This is a genomic window from Bacillus sp. AFS029533 (assembly GCF_002585125.1).
Classification (GTDB): Bacteria; Bacillota; Bacilli; order Bacillales; family Bacillaceae_G; genus Gottfriedia; species Gottfriedia luciferensis_B.
Genome location: NZ_NUQC01000027.1, coordinates 152,217 through 174,046, shown reverse-complemented (window position 1 = coordinate 174,046; position 21,830 = coordinate 152,217). Strand labels below are relative to the sequence as shown.

Annotated in this window: 20 protein-coding genes; 4 read left to right on the top strand and 16 right to left on the bottom strand. The window is 30.7% G+C overall.

What is annotated here, in order from left to right; all coding sequences use genetic code 11:
- Positions 1–30: 30 nt before the first annotated feature.
- Complete coding sequence (locus COE53_RS16335) at positions 31–1,710, bottom strand: formate--tetrahydrofolate ligase (protein WP_098948379.1); 1,680 nt, start codon at positions 1,708–1,710, stop codon at positions 31–33.
- 183 nt (positions 1,711–1,893) lie between these two features.
- On the opposite strand from COE53_RS16335, the gene COE53_RS16330 reads away from it, so the two are divergent.
- Positions 1,894–2,247, top strand: coding sequence for a hypothetical protein (locus tag COE53_RS16330; protein ID WP_069031977.1), 354 nt, complete (start codon positions 1,894–1,896; stop codon positions 2,245–2,247).
- 174 nt (positions 2,248–2,421) lie between these two features.
- Here COE53_RS16330 and COE53_RS16325 read toward each other — a convergent pair whose 3' ends face one another.
- From COE53_RS16325 to COE53_RS16275, 11 genes are all read right to left on the bottom strand, one after another.
- The gene (locus COE53_RS16325; RefSeq protein ID WP_069031976.1) at positions 2,422–3,192 is read right to left on the bottom strand and encodes a hypothetical protein; all 771 of its coding nucleotides are present in this window, start codon (positions 3,190–3,192) and stop codon (positions 2,422–2,424) included.
- A 145-nt stretch (positions 3,193–3,337) separates the two neighbouring features.
- Positions 3,338–3,721, bottom strand: a complete 384-nt coding sequence (locus COE53_RS16320) for a DUF3888 domain-containing protein (RefSeq protein WP_069031975.1) — start codon at positions 3,719–3,721, stop codon at positions 3,338–3,340.
- A gap of 180 nt (positions 3,722–3,901) precedes the next feature.
- The gene (gene spoIIP, locus COE53_RS16315) at positions 3,902–5,029 is read right to left on the bottom strand and encodes a stage II sporulation protein P (protein WP_069031974.1); all 1,128 of its coding nucleotides are present in this window, start codon (positions 5,027–5,029) and stop codon (positions 3,902–3,904) included.
- A 254-nt stretch (positions 5,030–5,283) separates the two neighbouring features.
- Positions 5,284–5,727, bottom strand: a complete 444-nt coding sequence (locus COE53_RS23735) for a hypothetical protein (RefSeq protein WP_069031973.1) — start codon at positions 5,725–5,727, stop codon at positions 5,284–5,286.
- A gap of 218 nt (positions 5,728–5,945) precedes the next feature.
- Positions 5,946–6,848 carry a TIGR03943 family putative permease subunit gene (locus COE53_RS16305; protein ID WP_098948378.1) on the bottom strand — a complete coding sequence of 301 codons (903 nt, stop codon included), beginning with the start codon at positions 6,846–6,848 and terminating at the stop codon, positions 5,946–5,948.
- 12 nt (positions 6,849–6,860) lie between these two features.
- On the bottom strand, positions 6,861–7,742 hold the full coding sequence (locus tag COE53_RS16300) for a permease (protein WP_098948377.1): 882 nt from the start codon (positions 7,740–7,742) through the stop codon (positions 6,861–6,863).
- Positions 7,743–7,811: 69 nt separating this feature from the next.
- Positions 7,812–8,753, bottom strand: coding sequence for a magnesium transporter CorA family protein (locus tag COE53_RS16295; RefSeq protein WP_098948376.1), 942 nt, complete (start codon positions 8,751–8,753; stop codon positions 7,812–7,814).
- Between the two features lie 186 nt (positions 8,754–8,939).
- Entirely contained in the window at positions 8,940–9,125 is a 186-nt protein-coding gene (locus COE53_RS16290; protein WP_069031970.1) for a hypothetical protein, read from the bottom strand.
- A 69-nt stretch (positions 9,126–9,194) separates the two neighbouring features.
- The gene (gene uptA / locus COE53_RS16285; protein ID WP_286143691.1) at positions 9,195–9,797 is read right to left on the bottom strand and encodes an undecaprenyl phosphate transporter UptA; all 603 of its coding nucleotides are present in this window, start codon (positions 9,795–9,797) and stop codon (positions 9,195–9,197) included.
- Between the two features lie 155 nt (positions 9,798–9,952).
- Complete coding sequence (locus COE53_RS16280; protein WP_069031969.1) at positions 9,953–11,587, bottom strand: peptide ABC transporter substrate-binding protein; 1,635 nt, start codon at positions 11,585–11,587, stop codon at positions 9,953–9,955.
- Between the two features lie 503 nt (positions 11,588–12,090).
- A complete protein-coding gene (locus tag COE53_RS16275; RefSeq protein ID WP_069031968.1) occupies positions 12,091–13,722 on the bottom strand; it encodes a peptide ABC transporter substrate-binding protein in 1,632 nt (543 codons plus the stop codon).
- A gap of 388 nt (positions 13,723–14,110) precedes the next feature.
- Between COE53_RS16275 and pssA the strand changes: the two genes are divergently transcribed.
- Together pssA and COE53_RS16265 are read left to right on the top strand one after the other, a co-directional pair.
- On the top strand, positions 14,111–14,845 hold the full coding sequence (gene pssA / locus COE53_RS16270; RefSeq protein ID WP_069031967.1) for a CDP-diacylglycerol--serine O-phosphatidyltransferase: 735 nt from the start codon (positions 14,111–14,113) through the stop codon (positions 14,843–14,845).
- Positions 14,846–15,157: 312 nt separating this feature from the next.
- Complete coding sequence (locus COE53_RS16265; protein WP_069031966.1) at positions 15,158–16,096, top strand: metal ABC transporter substrate-binding protein; 939 nt, start codon at positions 15,158–15,160, stop codon at positions 16,094–16,096.
- A 39-nt stretch (positions 16,097–16,135) separates the two neighbouring features.
- Here the strand turns inward: COE53_RS16265 and COE53_RS16260 are convergent, their stop codons facing one another.
- Entirely contained in the window at positions 16,136–17,419 is a 1,284-nt protein-coding gene (locus COE53_RS16260; protein ID WP_069031965.1) for an MDR family MFS transporter, read from the bottom strand.
- Positions 17,420–17,620: 201 nt separating this feature from the next.
- On the opposite strand from COE53_RS16260, the gene COE53_RS16255 reads away from it, so the two are divergent.
- Entirely contained in the window at positions 17,621–18,670 is a 1,050-nt protein-coding gene (locus tag COE53_RS16255) for a YkvI family membrane protein (protein ID WP_069031964.1), read from the top strand.
- On the opposite strand, the gene COE53_RS16250 is transcribed toward COE53_RS16255, so the two are convergent.
- The 3 genes from COE53_RS16250 to COE53_RS16240 form a co-directional block, all read right to left on the bottom strand.
- Positions 18,667–19,035: a DUF3979 family protein gene (locus COE53_RS16250; protein ID WP_069031963.1), complete on the bottom strand. Its 369-nt coding sequence runs from the start codon at positions 19,033–19,035 to the stop codon at positions 18,667–18,669. The two genes, COE53_RS16255 and COE53_RS16250, sit on opposite strands and share 4 nt — an antisense overlap.
- Before the next feature lie 163 nt (positions 19,036–19,198).
- Positions 19,199–19,576 carry a hypothetical protein gene (locus COE53_RS16245; protein WP_069031962.1) on the bottom strand — a complete coding sequence of 126 codons (378 nt, stop codon included), beginning with the start codon at positions 19,574–19,576 and terminating at the stop codon, positions 19,199–19,201.
- Positions 19,577–19,657: 81 nt separating this feature from the next.
- Positions 19,658–21,823: a DNA topoisomerase III gene (locus tag COE53_RS16240; RefSeq protein ID WP_069031961.1), complete on the bottom strand. Its 2,166-nt coding sequence runs from the start codon at positions 21,821–21,823 to the stop codon at positions 19,658–19,660.
- Positions 21,824–21,830: the final 7 nt, after the last annotated feature.

Here is a 21,830-nt window from a genome sequence, read left to right as displayed (position 1 = left end):
TGTTTTTTTCAGTATGAATTATTAAGTTAATTAAAACAATCCTTTTGGACGACCTAATTCATCTACGTCCATATTTAATGCAGCTGGTTTTTTTGGTAAACCTGGCATTGTCATTACGTTACCTGTTAGTGCAACAATAAAACCTGCACCAATTGATGCTTTTAGTTCTCTTATTTCCACTTTAAAACCAGAAGGTCTTCCAACTAAACTTGGTTGGTCTGATAAAGAATATTGAGATTTTGCCATACAAATTGGCAGGTCGCCCCAACCATTCTCATTAAATTCCAAAATTTGTTTTTTTGCTTTTGGAGAAATATTCACTCCGTCTGCACCATAAACTTCTTTTGCAATTTTTTCTATTTTATTTTCAATTGAATCAGATAATTCATATAAATAATTAAACTTTTCTTTAGGATCTTTTAACATACTAACAAGAGATTCAGCTAGCTCAACGCCACCTTTACCACCATGTTCCCAAACTTCTGTTAAAACGATCTTAATGCCGTTATCTTGTCCCCACTGTTTTAATACACTTATTTCTTCTTCTGAGTCAGAAATAAATTTATTAATTGCTACAACAACAGGTACATTGAATTTGCGAACTGTTTCCACATGCTTTTCAAGATTTTGAATTCCATCTTTAACTGCTAAAGCGTTTTCATTAGTCAATTCATTTTTATTTACGCCACCATGCATTTTTAATGCTCTAATTGTAGCAACTATTACGACTGCATCAGGAGTAACACCTAAAGCTCTAGTTTTGATATTTAAGAATTTTTCTGCTCCTAAATCTGCACCAAAACCAGCTTCCGTTACAACATATTCCCCTAATTTCAGCGCCATTTTAGTTGCAATAACACTGTTACAACCATGAGCAATATTTGCAAATGGGCCACCATGAATAATTGCAGGAGTGTGTTCAATCGTTTGAACAAGATTTGGTTTAATTGCGTCTTTAAGTAATAATGCTAGTGCACCTTCCACTTTTAAATCTCCAACAGTTACTGGAGTTTTATGTATAGTATAAGCAACAACAATTCGTTTAAGTCTTTCTTTTAAGTCCTGAATTGATGTCGCTAAACAAAGAACTGCCATTATTTCAGAAGCAACCGTTATATCAAACCCATCTTCTCTTGGGACCCCACCAGATGGTCCACCTAAACCTACAACGACATTTCTTAATGCACGATCATTTAAATCGACTACTCTCTTCCAAGTAATTCTACGCACATCAATTTCAAGTTCATTTCCTTGATGAATATGATTATCAATAAATGCTGCTAAAGCATTATTCGTTGTAGTAATGGCATGAATATCACCGTTAAAATGCAAGTTAATATCATCCATCGGTAAAACTTGAGAATAGCCTCCTCCAGTTGCACCGCCTTTTACTCCCATTGTTGGCCCTAAAGAAGGTTCACGCAATGCTACGATTGCATTTTTGCCAATTTTGTAGAAAGCTTGTGCAAGTCCAACAGTGACCGTTGATTTCCCTTCACCAGCAGGAGTTGGATTTATTGAAGTAACTAAGATTAATTTACCATCTTCATTTTCGTTTAATCGGTCTAAAATTGATAATGACAATTTAGCTTTATAATGCCCATAGTTTTCAACTTCTTCATCAAAAAGATTTAAATTATCTGCAATTTCGTTTATTTTCTTCATTTCTGATTCAAAAGCGATTTCTAAATCTGACTTAACTTGACTCATTCGATCATCTCCAATTGCACTTCATTATAATCAAAATTATAGCACAATTTTACAAATTATTCATTTTTAAAAATTCAAAATTCTTCAATCATATCATTCAAAATTACTAATACTTTCTACTTATCAATGGAATTTAAAGTTACATACTAAAGATAAGGCATTAAAAGAAAGGAGTGTAATGAAATGTATCGTCATAAAAAGCATAAAGAACATAAACGTAATCACAATTTACCAAAGGATCAAAACGAAGAATATGGTGCAGAGTTTTATCCCACAAGGAATGTGTTTTATTCGGAAACAACTTCAGATAAATCGCATGCCTCTGGAATTGTAATTGGATACGTAGCTCTATTTTTTTCACTATTTTCGTTATTTTTAATGCCTGTTTTATTTGGAATTGTTGGAATTGCACTTGGAATATACTCAGTAACTAAAGGTCATTCCACTTTAGGATATACAGCAATTGGATTTGGATTATTTTCGGTAATTGTAACTATTTTCTATAATTTATTAATTGTCTTAAGTGCAATTCTTTAAGAATAGATTGAAAAAAGCAAAAAAAGACCTTTAAGGTCCTTTCAGATTTTGTACTCTATCTACACACTGAAAGAACCTTAAAGGTCCATTTTAATTCTCCGCAAACATTTCACTTACTCTTAGTTCATCATCTTCCAATTTTAAATTTTCTTTTCAGAAAGACAATCAATTCCTTTAAACTTGAACGACAGACCATTCGTCATCTTTCTTTGAATAAGTTAAATTTGCAATATGATTTGTAAGGTCACGATACTCTTCGACATTTTCTAAAATTTCATCTACACCAGAATAAAAATCAACTCGGAAAATAGGGATTTCGATTACTTTTCTATTTTCAACTCTTTCACTTAGATCAATTATTAATCCATCTTCCATTAAAGGATATAATGTCAACATTAATTTAATATTGATTGGATTAATTTGTTTTGAACGATTAAATATATTTAAACTTCTTCTCTGAAGTTGTGTAATTTTATAAGAAATGACATTACAAAGCATAAAGATAAAGTCATTAGTTCGTTTATAATAAACCTTTTGATACATTCCATCACTTATATTCATATATGCAAAAGAATTGTTTAATCTTGGTATAAAAGGTTTTTGTAATGGTTCTTTTTTGTGAGCAAGATACAGTAATTCTGCAATTTCTTTAGGCTCTAGCTCATCTAAATCTGCTAATTCTTCAAAATCGATCCAACATAGGTCATCATGTTCGCTATGTTCTAATATAAATTGATTGATATATTCTCTTTCAACATAATAAAAAGAGGAATTTAAATTAAATTCGGACCATTGAATATCGTGTTTTAGCAAAAGGATGTTTTGAAGAGGAAAAGGAAGTCCTTGAACAAACTCTTTATAATTTATGCCTGAAGTTATAAAGCAATGATTATGGTTATCACCATAAATATAGATAATCTCCTTTATTGAATCAATTCCCGCCAACGATATTGCCACCTTTAATTTTTTTCTTTATCATATCACACTTTATACTAAATTTATCATCAAAAATGATAAATTTAATTCTTTTTACCTAATATTTTTTTACATTTTTTACCAACTTTTCGCATGATCAACCTAAAAAATAATGTTAAACAGGAGGCCTACATAAAGATGTAGTTTTTGTTTGAATTGGTTCTTTCGAAACAGAGCGAATACTCCATTCACCGTCATCGTTTGAGAAATTAAATTTAACAAGAGTATAAGGTGGTTGTTGATCTTGTTTATATGCAATTAATTGAATTGTTGCCCCGAAGACATATGTACCATTATATTTCTTTTTTATATTTGTTATTGTCGCACAATTATATTGTTCTCCTGGACCGAACATTTTATATAAGCGGTTATTTATACTAGGAAAAAGAATTGATAACACTGCATCTTCTAATACTTCATTTTGTACCGCAATTGCATTTACCGGTTTTGATGTCGCTATTAAGCACAATAATAGTACGATAATAAATCCTCTTTTCATTTCTAATCCTCCATCTTAAGGTTTTAACAAATTTCTTACTATCTATTGTTTACAATTTACTGATGGTTATGAAAGAGAGTTTAAATGAGGCTTGGGATAGGAGTTTTATGGAATAAGGAAAAAAGAAAGACCATGAAAAGTTTTTTCTTTTCGTGGTCTTCTTTTTATCTTTTAACTATGTTATTGATGATCCCAATAGTATTTACTTAAGATATCTGAGAGCAAGTCAATTGTTCTATAAAGTTCTGGTAATGTATTATCGACCCCTCCTACTTCGATTAATATTGAGTGTGGTGATAAATCTTGGTTATAAACGCCATTTCCTTGTTTATAGTTTTTACTAAATATCCCTCTTGTTAAACCTTTGTTAAATTTCATAATTTCACTATTTAAATCTTTAGCTAACGCTAAGTTCTTTCTATAATTTTTGTTTTCTACTCCAACGATAAAGTATAGCTTTGCGTATTTTTGCCCATTAATCTCAGTAGTTGTCACATTTTTTCTTTGATCATCACGATGTATGTCAATAAGATAATTTAGATCTTGATCTTGAGAAAGCGCATCTTGTACAACCAGTCTAGACATTTTATATGAACTTCCCCAATTCCAATTTCTTTTCGTTAATTCGGCTCCAATATTTGTTTTATCATCAATCGCACCGATTCCATTTGCTTCTAAATTCTTTTTCAATCGATCACCTAATAAGCTTACATTTACTTTTGGAGAAGAAGCTTGATTTGGCGACTTTGCACCCGGGATTAAAGGTAAAAATGATTCCCAGCTATGTGTGTGGTAAATAAAAAAGACATCTTTTCCATTTGTAGTTTTTGATGGTGGGTTTGTTGGATTTTTAATTGGTTCATTAACTGGATCTTTAACAGTTGGATTTTGGTTAATTTCGTCAAGTGTTAAGCTTGATTCTATTGGAAGATTCGTAAAATCAATGCCTTCTCCAGCAACTAGGATATTATTTTCGAATTTTGTCATACTAGATATTTCATGCACTAATAAACTTTTTGGATCGTACAGTCTAATATTTGTAATAAATGAAAAAAGTATATTACCGATAGGTTGTCCATTTTTAGTAGAGTCGTCACCTACCCTAAAATGACCATTTTCATATTCAAACGCTTTAATAAATCCTTCATAACTCATTTTTTCAAACCATTGATGCACATAATATGATTTAGTATTTTTCATTGATGTCACAAATAAACTCGCTAACAAAAATAATAAGACAATGCCTACAAAGACACTTGCCGTTACACGTTTAAGATTAATAGATTTTATATATATTGATTGTCTCATTAAATCACCTCTAATAAAACGTATGTACAAGCCCTATAAAATAGAATGAAAAAATTATTAAATACTATTAATTACTCTTCATATATAGCCGAGTGTTATTAGAATATTAAATTGTTCGACACTTCATCATTTTTAATCCACACTCATTTATGAATTTTATTAGAACTTTAATTAGTAAAAAAAGAGATGCCGTAAAAGACACCTCAAAAAAAAGTTCATAATTCAATTAGTGTAAAAGCTCTTTTTTCAATAAATTACATATTATTATTATTGTTGCAACGATTGAATACTGTGAACGGATTTACAACACAACTATTTCTTGCAGCTTCTAATTGAGTTTCACAAAATGAGTTTGTTGCTGGCGATACCATACTGTTATTCATATTTCTATTTCTTCTACATCCACTACGTCTATTATTATTCATATTTCTGTTTTCGTTTCTATTTTCATTCATATTTCTGTTTTCATTCATGTTTCTGTTTTCATTCATGTTTCTGTTTTCATTCATGTTTCTGTTTCTATTTCTGTTATGGCTATTATTCATATTTTCACTCATTACTCTGTCATTGTCATTATTTCTATGACAATCACATTCATTACATGGTCTACGAACTTCAACAAACTCTCTCATATCTCTTACTGGAGATACTTCTTCTCTTTCTTCTCTTCTACGATTGCAACCACAAAATCCCCACATTTAAGAACACCTCTATAATTATTTATTGTACATTTATAACATACGTAGAAATTTAAATATTGAATGTGTACATGTCTAGATATGAACAAGTTTTTTATATTATTTTTCTATTTTTACTGTCATTTCGGTAAATGAAATTTTAAAAATAGTTTTTTTTATAAGATTTTGTTAGTTGTTTATCCTAAAAATAAAAAAAAAATGAGCCATTTAGGCTCATTTTACTTGTTACGGTATACATACGCATCTTTTGGTGGTTGTATTTCCTTAATATTAGTGACATCTAAATAAGGAATGTTTACTTTAAATGGTTGATAGTACATTTGTTGTATATTACCAGTAGCTTCAATCCATTGATCATTTTTTAACGTTTGTCCATTAGGCAAATCAATTAGCACACCATATACACCAGAATCGGCAACACAGTGAATAATTCCAAATCTAAATAAGAAAACCTGATTTTTTTTCAATCCCTTCTCATGATAGATAAAGCCTTTATAGGTCAATTGCTTTCCTAAATATTTTCCAGGCTCATCATATAAAACTTCCATTCCTTTAAGAAAGTCATAATCATTTAGGACAATGCTTTTTTTATTTATATATTCTTTTGATTCTTGTTTAATTAATTTTTGATATCCTTCTTGCCCATAGTAAATACTTAAATCAGGCTTTAAATACTGCCTTTGCATAAAAGGATCATTATTACCCGGTTCTGAAACAGGGAAATGAAACCCTTTTGCTTGTACAATCGTAGAGTCCAAAGTTGCAACTGGTAAAAATATACCGGTAAACAATGGAAAGATGAATACTAAGCCATTTAAAAACTTTTTAAAACCCTTAGCTTCTTTATGAACATGTCCATGTACACAAGTATGATCACAACTATGATCGTGATGGTGGCTATGGTCGTGATCATGATCGTGATCGTGGCTATGCACTTCATCTTCATCATGACTAGTTCTTAACGTATGAATTACTTGAATTAAAGTTAGAAATGCAAATAATATCCCAGCTGTAAGAGATAAATAAGAGTATTTCATATTAATATATTTTGAGATCGTACCTTTAATATGCAATTGCATTAAAAAGAAGGTAAATCCTAATAGTACATATGCTCTTGCCATATTGATTCTCCCTTAAATGAATAATGTTGTGAAAAACGTTAATACAATAACTAATCCAATAATTATGAATACATATCGACTTTTGAAATGTTGGAATAACATTAATGTATTTTTTATGTCGATCATTGGACCAATAACCATAAACGCAACGATTGAGTTTAAAGAAAACGTACTTTGAAATGAAGATGCTACGAATGCATCAGCCTCAGAGCAAAGAGATAAAATAAACGCTAATGCCATCATTACTAGAATACTAGCAACTTGTCCATTACCAATATGCATTAATGTTGAAGTTGGAATAAATGTTTGTACGAACGCTGCAATAAATGCACCTAAAATTAAAAACTTACCCATAGAGAAAAATTCTTCTATAGCATGTACACAAACACTCCATAATTTTTTCCTAACAGGAATTGTATGATCAACTGGAATTGTAACTAAATCGTGTTTTAATGGATTCTCAATTTTTAAATATGATAATACGATTCCAATTATATAAGCAATGATCATAGCAGCTCCAGCACGATAAATAACCATTTCAATATTATTACCAAATGCAATAAATGTTGCAAACAGTACAATTGGGTTAATGATTGGCCCTGTTAACATGAACGCGACCGCTACATAGTGTGGCACACCTTTTTTGATCAACCTACTTACAATTGGTACAATTCCGCACTCACAACCTGGGAAAATAAATCCCAATAAAATAGCTACAAATACTGCTAGATATCTATTTTTTGGTATTATCTTATATAACATTTCCTCAGTAATAAATATTTGAATGATCCCCGATATAAACACACCAATTAATATAAATGGCAATGCTTCTACTACAATCGAAATAAAGATCGTATTCATTTGTAAAAACGAATGATAAAAATTCGTACTCATAATCTCTCTCCCATGTACTTTTAAAAATGAAAACTCACAAAACCTCCGAATGACCGGCGGCTTTGTGAGTTAAAAGTACCTTTTTTTCCAAAATATTAATGCAATTGTAGTTGATAATATTGCAGATATACCTATTACGATTGGAAACGCATGTGGAATATTTGCTAATGGGATATGATCAACGTTCATCCCATAAAAACTAGAAACCATTGTTGGAATTGATAAAATAATTGTAATAGAAGTTAAAAATTTCATTACAATATTTAAATTATTTGAGATAACTGAAGCAAATGTATTCATCATTCCACTTAAGATATTACTATAAACTTCTGCCATCTCTATAGCCTGTTTATTTTCGATAATAACATCTTCTAATAAATCTTCATCATCTTCATACATTTTTAAAATATTCCCTTTAAGGATTTTTTGCATGACGATTTTATTCGATTTTAATGAAGTCGTAAAATAAACAAGACTTTTTTCAAGGTTCAGCATTGTAAATAATTCTTGGTTTCTCGTAGATTGATGTAATTCGACTTCAATTTCATTTGTTTTGCGATTAATTTGTTTAAGATAACGTAAATAATATGATGATGTCGTATGCAATAGTTGAAGTGCAAATCTAGTCTTTTTAAACGTAAAAAATCCTTTTACTTTTTGGTAAATAAATCTTTCAAAAATCGGATTTTCACTTAAACAAATTGTTACAAACGTGTGAGATGAAATAATCATCCCGATTGGTATTGTATCAAAAATTGTGTGCCCATTATCATCATGAGCTACAATTGGAATATCAACAATAATTAGAGTGTGTTCCCCTTCAACCTCTATCCTTGAACGTTCTTCATCATCAAGTGGGTCTTTAATAAAATCTAAATCTAAGTCTAATTTTTGAACTAGATATTGAATTTCTTGTTCTGTTGGATTGATCGCATTGATCCAACAACCTTTCTCAATAACATCGACTTGATTTAGTTTCCCTTGTGCATCTGAAAGATAAAAATTTAGCATCTTAATTCACCTCTAATTCTAAAACAAAAACTACACAATAATAGCATACGAAACATTTTTATATGTTTCAACCTTTATTAAAAAGAAAGTCCATTTTCTAATAATCAAACGCTTGGAGTAGCTATTTTAGTGAGCATTTATACTATTCACAAATAAAGAAAAAGGCCACTTATAGTGACCTATTTTTCAGTATCCGCTTTTATAAAAATAATGCATATCACTTAACTCATCAATGTATTGATAAACTTCTAACTGACTTTGTAATTGTTCTTTTGTATGTAATGAATAATCTTCCGTATTCAATTGATTTTGAACAGTTGAAAGAGTATTTGATAAATCAGATTTTAATGCATCATACGACATAGAATACATAAAATTCATCCTTCCAATTGAAATTTATCATATTATATGTAATATAATGAAAAACAAATCATATTTATTTTATTTTCTACCTTTTGCCACTAATTTTTTCATTAAAAAATATACAACAAATAGGGCGATCGCTATAATAATTAGCATTGGGGTATATGGAGCTAAAACAGATTTAGCAGTTTCCCAGTTTTTACCTAATTTCTCACCAATTTTGATAAATAGGATCGACCAAGGAATGATTGCAAGAACTGTATATAGTGTAAATTTACTTATCGGCATCTTTGCTAATCCCGCTGGAATCGAAATGGCATGTCTAACAACTGGAATAAAGCGAGCCGTAAATACTACTCCAACGCCATATTTTGAAAACCATTTTTCGGCTAAATCAAGATGATGCTTATTAATTAGAATATATTTACCATATTTTTCAATAATTGGTCGACCACCAAAATAACCTAACCAATATAAAAATAATTGTGCAATAGTTCCCCCGATTACACCTGCTACCAAGGCACCTGCAAAATTTATATGCCCTCCGGCTACAAGATAACCAGCATATGCTAAAACAATCTCACTCGGAATAACCTCTATCATTAATCCTAATGCTACTCCTAAATATCCTAATGATGCAAAAAATTCTAATATTTGATGTATGATATTTGTCAATAGGATCCCCCTCTCAAAAACAACTTGTACTACAATGATAATACATAGCAAGATAAAATATGTCAAAATAAAGAAATACTCAGGTGAAAGTATTATTTCATATAAAAAAGGCTGTCCAAGTCAGTGACCTGACATTAGAACAGCCTTTTATCATTTCTTAATTATTTAATTACAACGTTTTTGTAAGTGTAATCTGGTCCGAATGCATGCTCAATTAATCCAGTTACTTTTGGCTTCATAACGTATGCAATAGCACGTTGGTAAATTGGAAGAATTGCAGCATTGTCTTGTACTAAGATTTTCTCTGCTTGTAAGAATGCATCAGAACGTTTAGTTGGATCTAATAAGAACTCAGAACCAGCTTGTGAGATTAACTTATCATACTCTTTGTTAGAGAATCCCATTTGGTTGAATGGGCTTTGACTAGTCCACATATCGAAGTATGTCATTGGGTCTTTGTAGTCTGGACCCCATCCGCCGAATGAGATGTCATAATCTTTCTTAGAGTTTAAGTCTAATTGTTGTGCAAATGGAACTGATTTAATGTTAATTTTTAAACCTGGTAAGTTTTTAGTGAATTCACCTTGTAGGTACTCACTGATTTTTTTGTTAGTTTCAGTATCAGAACCTAATAATTCGATTGAAACATCTTTCTTACCGATTTCTTTTAATCCTTGTTCCCATAATGTTTTAGCATCAGCTGGATCGTATTTTACAAGTTGTCCAGAAGCATCACGGAAGTCTTTACCATTAGCATCTAAGAAGTTACTTGGAGCTAAACCGTATAAAGGTACTGAACCGTTATTTAAGATTACGCTAGTGATTGCTTCACGGTCAAATGCTTCGTTTAAAGCTTTACGGATGTTAACGTTTTTAAGAGCTGGATTTTTCGATTCGTTTACACGTAAGAAGAATACAGTTGGCTCTTTAGTTGTTCCGTAGTCAGGGCTAGATTTATATTTGTCAACAAACTCTGCAGTTAAACCAGCACGGTCAACATCACCAGACTCATATAAGTTAACGCCAGTTTGTGGGTCTTTTACGATTTTAAAGTTAACTTCTTTTAATGTTACGTCTTTAGCATCATAGTAGTCAGGGTTTTTAACTAACTTGTAGCTTTCATCATGTTTCCACTCAGATAATTCGAATGGACCATTGAAAATTAAATTAGCTGCTTCTAAACCGTAGTTTTTACCTTGAGATTCAACATATTTTTGATTTAAAGGAAAGAATGTTGGGAACGTTACTAAAGAATCAAAATATGGAATAGCTTTTGCTAATTTAACTTCTAAAGTTTTATCATCAACAGCTTTAACTCCTAATTGATCAACTGGTTTTTTACCAGTAGTAACATCTTCACCGTTTTGTAATACATTCAACATGAATGCATACTCAGATGCATTTTTAGGATCTGCAGCACGTTTCCATCCGTAAACGAAGTCTCCTGCAGTTACAGGGTCACCATTAGACCATTTAGCATCACGTAAGTGGAATGTATAAGTTAAACCATCAGCTGATTTATCAAAAGATTCTGCCATACCTGGTTGTACAGCATCATCTTTACCTAACGTGTTTAAACCTTCCATAATGTTACCTAAAACGTTGAAAGATTCAGCATCTGTACTAGTACTTGAATCTAAACTTGGTAGTTCAGCTCCGCCTAGTAAGTTTAATACTTGTGGTTTTGCTTTTGCTGTTTCTTTTTTACCTTCATTTGATTTGTCTGAGTTACATGCAGTTAAAAGCATGCTCACAGCAACAGATAAAGATAGAAAATACGATACCTTCTTTTTCATTAGATTGCCTCCCCAAAATTAAACAATTAGACTTAAAAACTATTAAAATATTCAAATAATTTATATTATCCGAATAGTTAATAACCTTTAACTTAATTCTTATTTTACATACTTTTTTGAAAATATCAACAAAAAATCGACATTTTTTTCAAAAAAATTAATAAATTTAAATAAATCTTTACTTTTTTGTAATTAAAAACTACATTTTGACGTCTTTTTTTGCATATTAAATCAAAACTATTAATAATAGCCCCAATTTCAATAAATGATTAAAGTTGGACAAATATGTCTACTTTTTAGTTAAATCATATTTTTCCATTTTAATTTTTTTCAAGTCCAATATTAATCTGTACTTAGCTAAAAAAGTGATCCGCCTGGACACCTTTTAACATTCACTTTTAATTTCAGACTTATTCACTTAATAAAGAAAATATAATTTTCAGTTTAAAACTAAATTTCTAAAAAAAGAGAAGGGTTGTCCCTTCTCTTTACAGTGTAAATTATTATTTTTCGTTAGATGCCCACTTGTAAGAGAAATCTCCGCCAAATTTGTGCGCAATAATCCCTTTAACTGAATCTTTTTGTAAATATGCACGGCCACGTTGGTAAATTGGTGAAATACCAGCCTCATCCATAATTACTTTTTCAGCTTCTACCATATCATCCCAACGTTTTTGAGGGTCTGCTTCTTTCTTAGCAGCAGCTACAAGCTCATCATATTTTGGATTGTTGTATGCCATTTCATTGAATGGACTGTTAGATATGAACATATCAATGAATGTCATTGGATCTGGATAGTCCGGACCCCAACCTGAGAATGAGAAGTCGTAGTCTAATTTTTTCTCGTTATCAAGTTTGATTTCAAACGGTTGTGGAGCTACCGTAATTTTTAAACCAGGTAAATTCTTCTCAAGCTCACCAGCTACATACTCAGCAGCTTTTTTACGAGTTGTATCATCATATGAAAGCATTTTTAACTCAAATGTATCTTTACCAAGTTCTTTCTTAGCTTCAGCCCATAACTTTTTAGCTTCTTCAACATTATATTTATTGAAATCGCCGTTATGGTCACGGAAGTCTTTAGAATCTGGTCCTTTTACCCACTCAGAAGGTACTAACCAATAAGCTGGTTTAGAACCATCATTTAAAATTGAAGATGTAATAGCTGATTTATCATAAGCTAAATCAAATGCTTTACGAGCTTTAGCGTTTTTAAAGATTGGTAGTTTTTCATTGAAACGGAAGAATACTAAACGAGCATCTAATTGAGTTTTGTATTCAGGGTCATTTTTATATTTATCAACATACTCCGAATCAAGCATTACTTTATCAATATCGCCGTTTTCATATAAGTTAACTGCAGCAGAAGTATCTTTAACTACATTGTATTTAATTTCATCTAACTTAACTGAATCCTTGTCCCAATATTTTGGATTCTTCTTTAATGTAAAGCTTTGCTCATGCTTCCACTCACTTAAAGTAAACGGACCATTGTATAATTGAGTATTTGCTTCTAAACCATATTGATTTCCTTTAGACTCAACCCACTTTTGGTTTTCTGGTAAGTATGTCCCAAAAGTAGTTAATTGTAAGAAATAAGGAGTTGGTTGTTCTAGCGTTACTTGTAAAGTTTTATCATCTAGTGCTTTCACACCTAATTGGTCTTTTGGCATTTTACCATTGAAAATTGCTTCAGCATTTTTCACATAGTATAAAATGAATGAATATTCAGATGCAGTTTTTGGATCTACAGCACGTTGCCAACCATAAACGAAATCATTAGCAGTTACAGGCTCACCATTTGACCATTGTGTATCACGTAAATGGAATGTATATGTTAGACCATCTTTACTAACTTCAACCGAATCTTTCTTAGCAACTCCGTCTACTACTTCGTCACCCTCTCCTAAACGAAGTAAACCTTCATTTACATTGTCTAAAACTTCAAATGACATTGAATCAGTAGTTTTTGCTGAATCCATTGAAGGAATCTCAGTAGTTGTAGTTAACCTTAACGTTTGCTTCTTATCCTTCTGTGAGTTAGTTGCTGTTTTTTCTGTGTCTTTGCCACAAGCTGCTAGTACCGTACTTAGTACCAATAAACTTGAAACAGTTGTTGCTAATCTACGCTTCATTAGAGCACCTCCATATATTAGTGATTTATCATTTTATAATTTACTTATTTTTCTGAAAAATCACTTTTTACTTTTTCAATATACTACATATTTTTCAGAAAAAAAAGTATTTTTTTAATATTTAATTTATTTTTTATTAAATTCCCCCAAATTCCTAGTTCAATTATCATATTTTTTATTAATATTAGTGTAGTGCAATATAATTGTAATACTATTCACATATTTTATCGGCGCAAAATACGACAATTTTCAAAAGACTTTATGTCGATTCTAGAAACATTTTATGAACTTAATTATTAGATTCCATTATTACTAAATTTTGGGTTATAATATAACTTATTGAATTTGAACATATCTATTTTTTATATCAATTTTAGGAAGTGAATGTATGATAAGAAAAAGTATTCCAAACCTTTTTACTCTAGGGAATTTATATTGTGGGTTTCTATCGATCGGATTTGCAGCTAAAGGAGAATTTAGAAATGCCGCAATTCTTATTTTAATAGGAATGATGCTCGATAGTATGGACGGTCGAGTTGCTAGAGTTTTAGGAGTCCAATCACAATTAGGAAAAGAACTAGACTCTTTAGCTGATATAGTTACTTTTGGAGTTGCACCTTCCTATTTAGTATATTGTACACAATTTTCTACTGAAGGTATCTTTGGTCTAGGAATTGCAGGTTTATTCCCACTGTTTGGGGCATATCGATTAGCAAGATTTAATGTTACACCGATTTCAACTTCACTAAAATATTTTACAGGAGTACCAATTACAGCAGCTGGTGGTCTTGTTGCCTTTTTAACGTTATTTGGAAGTCGCATTCCACAAATCGTCATCATAACAGTTTTTGTTGCATTAGCATTCTTAATGGTTAGTAGAATAAAAATCCCAAGCTTTAAAGATATTCCGATTCCTAAATATGCTACAATTATTACGATTTTTTTAGGATACGCATTATATCTAGTATGGCACGCTAAAAAAGAACAGTGGCCATTCTTTATTTATATAGCAATTCCGCTTTACATCTTCTTTATTTTCTTTCAATTTTTCAAAAGTAAAAAGAAACAATCAAGGAATGAAAATAAGAAACCACGTAAATTCCGTTTAAAAAGAAAGTCTTAATACAAAGTATGTTTTGATGCATTGTTTTTCATCAAAGCATACTTTTTTTTATTTTAATTTTTTTAAATCGCATTTTTCTTGCACATTAATAATTACTGTTCTATAATGACAAAGGATTAAATCGTATTTATTACGATTTTGAATATATGATAAATTTTATATACTTATAAGATTGATAAGAATGATCTTATATTTTTTTTAAAATATAAAAAGGAATGATTACGAATTAATTAAAATATTTTAACTTTATTCGTTTATTAACGACCTCATTATAAAATACTAAAATGATTAATTTTTTAGGGAGAGAAAAAAATGAAATTTAAAAAATTAGCAATAACGACTTTGCTATTAACAAGTGCAGTTCTGTCAGCTTGCAATAAAGACACGCATCAGCAAAGTACAAAAAATAAAAATAAACTAACGATTTATACAACCATCTATCCTTTACAAGATTTTGCTGAAAAAATTGGTGGTAAATACGTTGATGTACATTCCATCTATCCTACTGGTGTTGATACTCATGATTTTGAACCAACTTCTAAACAAATAGTAAAAATCGCAAACTCCGATTTATTTGTTTACAATGGTGCAGGTATGGAACCTTTTGCAGATAAAATCAAAGATACACTTAAAAATAATCATGTTGCAATCTTAGAGGCAACTAAAAATATTGAATTAATAAAGTCAAACGAAGAAGAAATTCAGGAAGATGAAGATCATCATGACGTTGATCCACATGTTTGGCTAGATCCATCTCGTGCAAAAATTGAAGCACAAAATATTAGAGATGAATTAGTTAAATTAATGCCGAAAAACAAACAGTACTTTGATGCAAATTATGATAAAATTGAAAATCAATTTGATGAACTTGATAATGAATTAAGAAATTTAGTTTTACATTCTGCACGTAAAGATATTGTCGTTTCACATGCAGCTTATGGATATTTGGAACAACATTACGGAATTGAACAAATCCCAATCACAGGACTATCCCCTTCTCAAGAGCCATCACAGAAGGATCTAAAGAAAGTTGTTGATTTTGTAAAAGAACATCATGTCAAATATATATTGTTTGAAACATTTGCTACACCAAAAGTAGCAACAGTTGTAAAAAATGAAACCCATGCTGAAATCTTAAGACTTAACCACCTTGCAACTATTTCAGAGGATGATTTAAAGAAACATAAAGATTATTTCGACTTAATGCAAGAAAATATCGACACATTAGATAAGACTTTAAATAACCGTTAAAAAGAGGACCCACTGAGTTGGGTCCTCTTTTCCTACTACTTATCCTACCTTCATATGATCAGAAAACGGTTCAGGTTTTTTCTTGATTTCTTTAAACATCAATTCAAATAAATATGCTCCAATCAAAGCTAAGATCGAAATTATGCTAAATGTCCATTTATATCCAATTAGCCCAGCTAGTGGAATCGTCAATGGAGCAATAGTTCGCCCGAGGGACCATCTTAAACCTGCTGCTGCAAAATACTGTCCACGTTGATTTTCAGGAGCAATTTTTGCAATAAATGAGTTCTGATTTCCTACAACTAATATCTCACCTAAAGTGAAGAGTGCCATTGCAATAAAAATAACATAGGCTGATAACGTGAATCCAAACAATAACATAGATAAAGCATAACAAACAGATGATGCAAAAAATAAAAATCTTTCATTAAACTTATTGGCAAATTTCGTTACTAAAACTGTAAATAATGCTACGATTAAACCGTTTTCAGCTATGACCCAGCTAAATAATGTTTCACTATTTGTCGTTAAAGTAAAATCGCTAAAACTAAATAATGTTTGAACAGGTATACTTTCTTTTATATAAACCGCTAGTAATAAATCTAATTGAGTAAAAGTTTGAGAGATTAATATACCAGCTGCCACAAATAAGAAAAAAACCTTATCAGTAAAGATTATACGGTAATTCTTTACTTGTTTCATTAAAACTTTTGAAATAGACGCTTCTTTTTCTTGTCTTACAGAGTCTGGTAATGACTCCTTTATTAATAGTAGAATCATAAAAGCGACAATTAAAAAGATCAATGAAGATGTAGCAAATAATAAAAATCTTGCTTTGAAAAATAAAATGCCTCCGATAATTGGTCCGATTACTACATTAATATTTATCATCGTATAAAAAACAGCAAAGACTAAGTTTCTTTCATCTTTATCTTCAACCGTATCTGCTACCATAGCCGAACTTGCTGGATTATAGAGCATTCCTGTGACACTAATTATTGCAAACCCTAAAAAAGTTAGCCATGGAGAATTTAAAATTGGTGAATTTGCAATTGTTAGCAAAATCATTCCTCCAGCTTGAATGAAAGCTGAAATGACCATCATTCGTTTTCGACCATACGTATCAGCCAAATATCCACCGATTAAATTTGCAAATACCCCAACAGCTTGAGAGCACATAAGTAAGATCCCTGCTGTTACTTTACCTAATTCTTCAGCAAAATAAATCGCTAAAAATGGTAAATACATCCAAAAGAATAATCCAAAGAAAAACTCAGCTACAAGCCGAATCTTCATATTAAAATTCCATTTAAGTATATTCATGATGTCCGTCCCCCTAACCTTCTCACTTTAACATAATTAAAAAAATGCGTAAATTGAATTTTAATTGGTACTTCCTTCTTCATATAAATCTATCCCGATCAATGCATTTAATTAATTTGTTTATAAAATTTTACAAAGGGAGCATGTCTATTTTCCTAAAATGTATCATACAATTTAGTACTACATTTAGGAGGACTTCCTATGAAATTCAACTTTAGTAAAGAAGCTCGAAATATAGCCTTTACGTATGTCGGAACAGTGATTGGAGCAGGATTTGCCACTGGTAAAGAAATTGTAGAGTTCTTTTCAATTAACGGGGTATATGGTGCATTGGGGATCCTTTTTGCGACTATATTATTTTGTTGGTTTGGAACTAAAATTATGACAATCGCTCATACATATAAATTAAATTCTGCTCAACAATTTAATGTACTATTGTTTGGAGAAGTCGGAGGAAATATTATTAATGGCTTATTATTCTTTGTTTTAATTGGCGTTACAAGTGTTATGTTGTCTGGTGCTGGGGCTGTATTTAAAAATTACTTACATTTTGATTCATTTATCGGATCAATATTTTTTATCATTTTGACTTTTTTGGTTTTAAGAAAAGGGACAAGTGGTTTATTCAGTCTAAATAATACGGTAGTCCCAATTATGTGTGCTTTTATCGTTGCAGTTTTCATCAACTCACATTTACCATTTACGATGCATGAAATAACACTAGACCATATTTTACCTTCTTTTAATACACTTAACTATACAGTTTTTACAAAACCAATAACCTATGTTTGTTTAAATATGGCATTAGCCCAGGCAGTTTTAGTACCGATTGGTTTTGAATGTAAAGAAAAGTCTTCTATTGTTCAAGGCGGTGTATTAGGTGGTCTAATATTAGGAATTATTTTATTACTAATTCACTTGAACGTATCAGGTGTAACCAATTTTCAACAATATGAAATTCCAATGGTAGAGGTAATCAAAAAAATCCATCCAATTTTCTATTACTTTTTCCTAATGGTTATTCTAGCTGAAATTTTCACCACATTAGTTGGAAACATATATGGGATGTCTAGACAAATTAATTCTTATATCCGATTAAACCCAAATTTAGTCGTTATCTTATTATTAATTTGCTGCTTGTTTATTAGCATTATTGGCTATGGACCATTATTAACATTCCTTTATCCACTTATCGGTTGGATTAGTTTTCTTGTAATCCTAACCTTACTAAAACCTAAAAAATCATCTTAATCGCAATCATCGCAAACTTCATAATATAAACCAAATTCAATGTGTAACTTTGGTTTCCATTGAATCTTAAACATCCTACTTTGCCAACGTTCTAATACAAATTGAATTGAATTTTCATCATGATCGTTTATTAAAATCATTTGATGAACTTGTAGGCTTTTTACTGAGAAGCGATTTTCATTTTCGATATACCAATCAATCGTTAACTCGTCGTATTCATTTATAATAAACTTAACATATGTGCTTGGTTTATCTTTCAGACTCATCTCACTATATATTCCTTCGTCAGTCACAATAATCGGATAATCACCTTTATCATTTTTTTCTAATTTTATTTGAAAGGTATTTTCTAAAAAACAAATCATTTTGTCACCTTCTAATTTATGATATGTTGATAGTTTAACAAATAAAGACAGGAAAAGACAGGAATATGCCGGTTCCAAAGTTCTTGTTAGATTGGATAAGTTCTAATTTTGATTCCAAATTGAAAAAGGATTACTCTAAAAATCAACGAGTAATCCTTTTTATTTATTTTCGATTGTATAAAGCTTTATATTTAGACCATGTATTTCTTCTTTCTTTCATTAAACTAATGAATTCCGGCTTACATTCATCTAAATTAGTTAAGGCTACTAGTTCGTTATTTTTCCACTTTGTTACAATACCTTCTGTAGTATAAATTAAGTATTGGTATTCTAAGTAACTTCCTAACGTTGATAAGCTTATTTGTTCAAAAATATTTTCTGCAAAACTGTTAGAAAATGATACACATACAGGCCTAGTGCCCACACGATCCAAGTCAAGGACATGTACAATTTTCCGATTACAGTCTATACATAATGAATAGACGGAAGGAACAATTCCACCAGTTAGAAAAACTTGTTCATTGCTATAGAATTCCTTCACTCTAATCCTCCTATTATCATTGTATATAAGTATATGCAATAAAAAATAGAATTGACTAGTTAAATTACATTATGCCTCACTTTATTTAATGGAATTTTGGATAAACATAATCTTTCCTGATTCATTAAACTTTAAAGAAGCCTCAAATTCTTTGCCATCCTTTGAAAATCCTTTAATAACTTCTGTAGTCTCACCGTTTAACAACTGCTTTATTAGCGCCTTTGTAATTGTTTTTCCTAATATTTTTTTTGAAATTGTAACTTCACATTTTGTTTTTTGGAATTGATCACAACCATAAAATGATCCTTTATCGATCATTTTACCACCGCATTTAATACATTTTCCTACACTAGTTGATTTTTTCTTCGGCCCAAACTTCGAATTTTGCATCTCTTCAATTTTAAATTCTGAAAAATTCCATATCTTTTCGTTTTCATATGCATCAAGTATTATTTTTTCAGTTAATTTTTTGGTTTGTTCCATAAACTCAAGACTACTTGCTTTTCCTTCACCAATTTCACTTAATCTCTGTTCCCATTTTGCCGTCATTTCAGGTGAAGTTAAAATATTTTCCCCTAGGGCATAAATGATAAGCTTCCCTTTATCTGTAGCGAAAACTTGATTTTTCTTAACGTCAATATATTTTCTATTTTTTAAAGTACCAATAATACCAGCCCTTGTTGCCTCAGTACCTAGTCCTTCAGTTTTATTTAAAATTTTCGTTAATTCGGGATTATCAATATGTTTTCCGGCAGACTTCATTAATGTTATTAATTGTCCCTCTGTATATCGTTTAGGTGCTTGAGTTTTCTTTTCTTTTACCTCTACCTTTTTAACAATTCCTTCTTGCCCAGTTTCAACAACAGGTAAATTTTGTTCCTCTGTATTTTTTTCTTTTGATTTTTCGAATATGACTTTACGCCAACCTTCTTGAACCATTATTTTCCCTTTTGAAATAAAAGTCGCTCGAGAGTCTACTAACGTATGAATTGTTGTATAATCAAAAATTGAATTAGGATAATGTGCACTAATTAAACGATTTACAATTAATTCATATATTTTCAATTCCTCATCATTCATTTTATGGACATTTGGTACTTGCTCAGTAGGAATAATTGCATAGTGATCAGTGACCTTTTTCTCATTAACGAAACGACTATTATTTAATATTGATTGATTTGGCAGAGGAAAGAATTTTGAAAATTGCTCAATATTTTCAAGTTTTTTCAATATATCTGGGAGCATCATTGCTTCTTCTTTCGTAATAAAACTTGAGTCTGAACGAGGGTATGAAATATTCCCTTTGACATAAAGTTTTTGTGCAATCTCGAGTGTTTTTTGTGGTGAAAATTTATATTTACTGTTTGCATCAGCTTGGAGTGCCGATAAATTATAAAGAAAAGGTGGTTGAAACTCTTTTCTTTCTTGCTCAATATCAGTAATTTTTACGTTTTTATTTTCACAAAAGCTAGCAATTTTTTCAGCTAATTCCTTTGACATAATTTTAGATTCTAATTCGTTATGCCATTTACCAAAAAACTTTTGCTTATCAAATTGAAATGTAGCAAAAACCTCCCAATATGGTTCGGAATTAAACCGTTCAATCTCAAGTTCTCTTTTGACAATAAGAGCTAATGTAGGTGTTTGAACTCTTCCTAACGAAAATACATCCTGGATTCCTTTTTTTTGTAAATGTAATGAATATACTCTTGAGGCATTCATCCCAACTAACCAATCAGCACATGCACGGCTATATGCCTCAAAGAATAAGCTTTTTGTTTCACTTTCATCCAATAGTTGACTAAATCCTTTTTTAACAGCATTTTCTGTTAATGACGAAATCCATAGTCTTCTCATTGGTTTTTTATTTCCAGCTAAATTTAAAATAAGGCGAACGATATGTTCTCCTTCCCGTTCACAGTCACCTGCAAGAATTATTTCAGTTACCTCATCTAAATGGACTAAATTCTTAATGATTGAAAATTGATCCCATTTTCCTTTTGATACTTTATGTCCAAAGCGATTAGGTATAATTGGCAAAGTATTTAATGACCACTTTTTCCATTTTTCATCATATTCTTCGGGTGATAATAACTCACATAAATGTCCAATAGCCCAAGTTAAATAAGCACCCTTTGGAAAAAACTCGTTAGGTTGAATGACTAAGAACCCTTTTTTCTTTTGGAACTTAAAAGGGGCTGCAAGCTTTAAACCTTGATCAGGCTTTTCGGCAATAATTAATTTCATTTTCTTC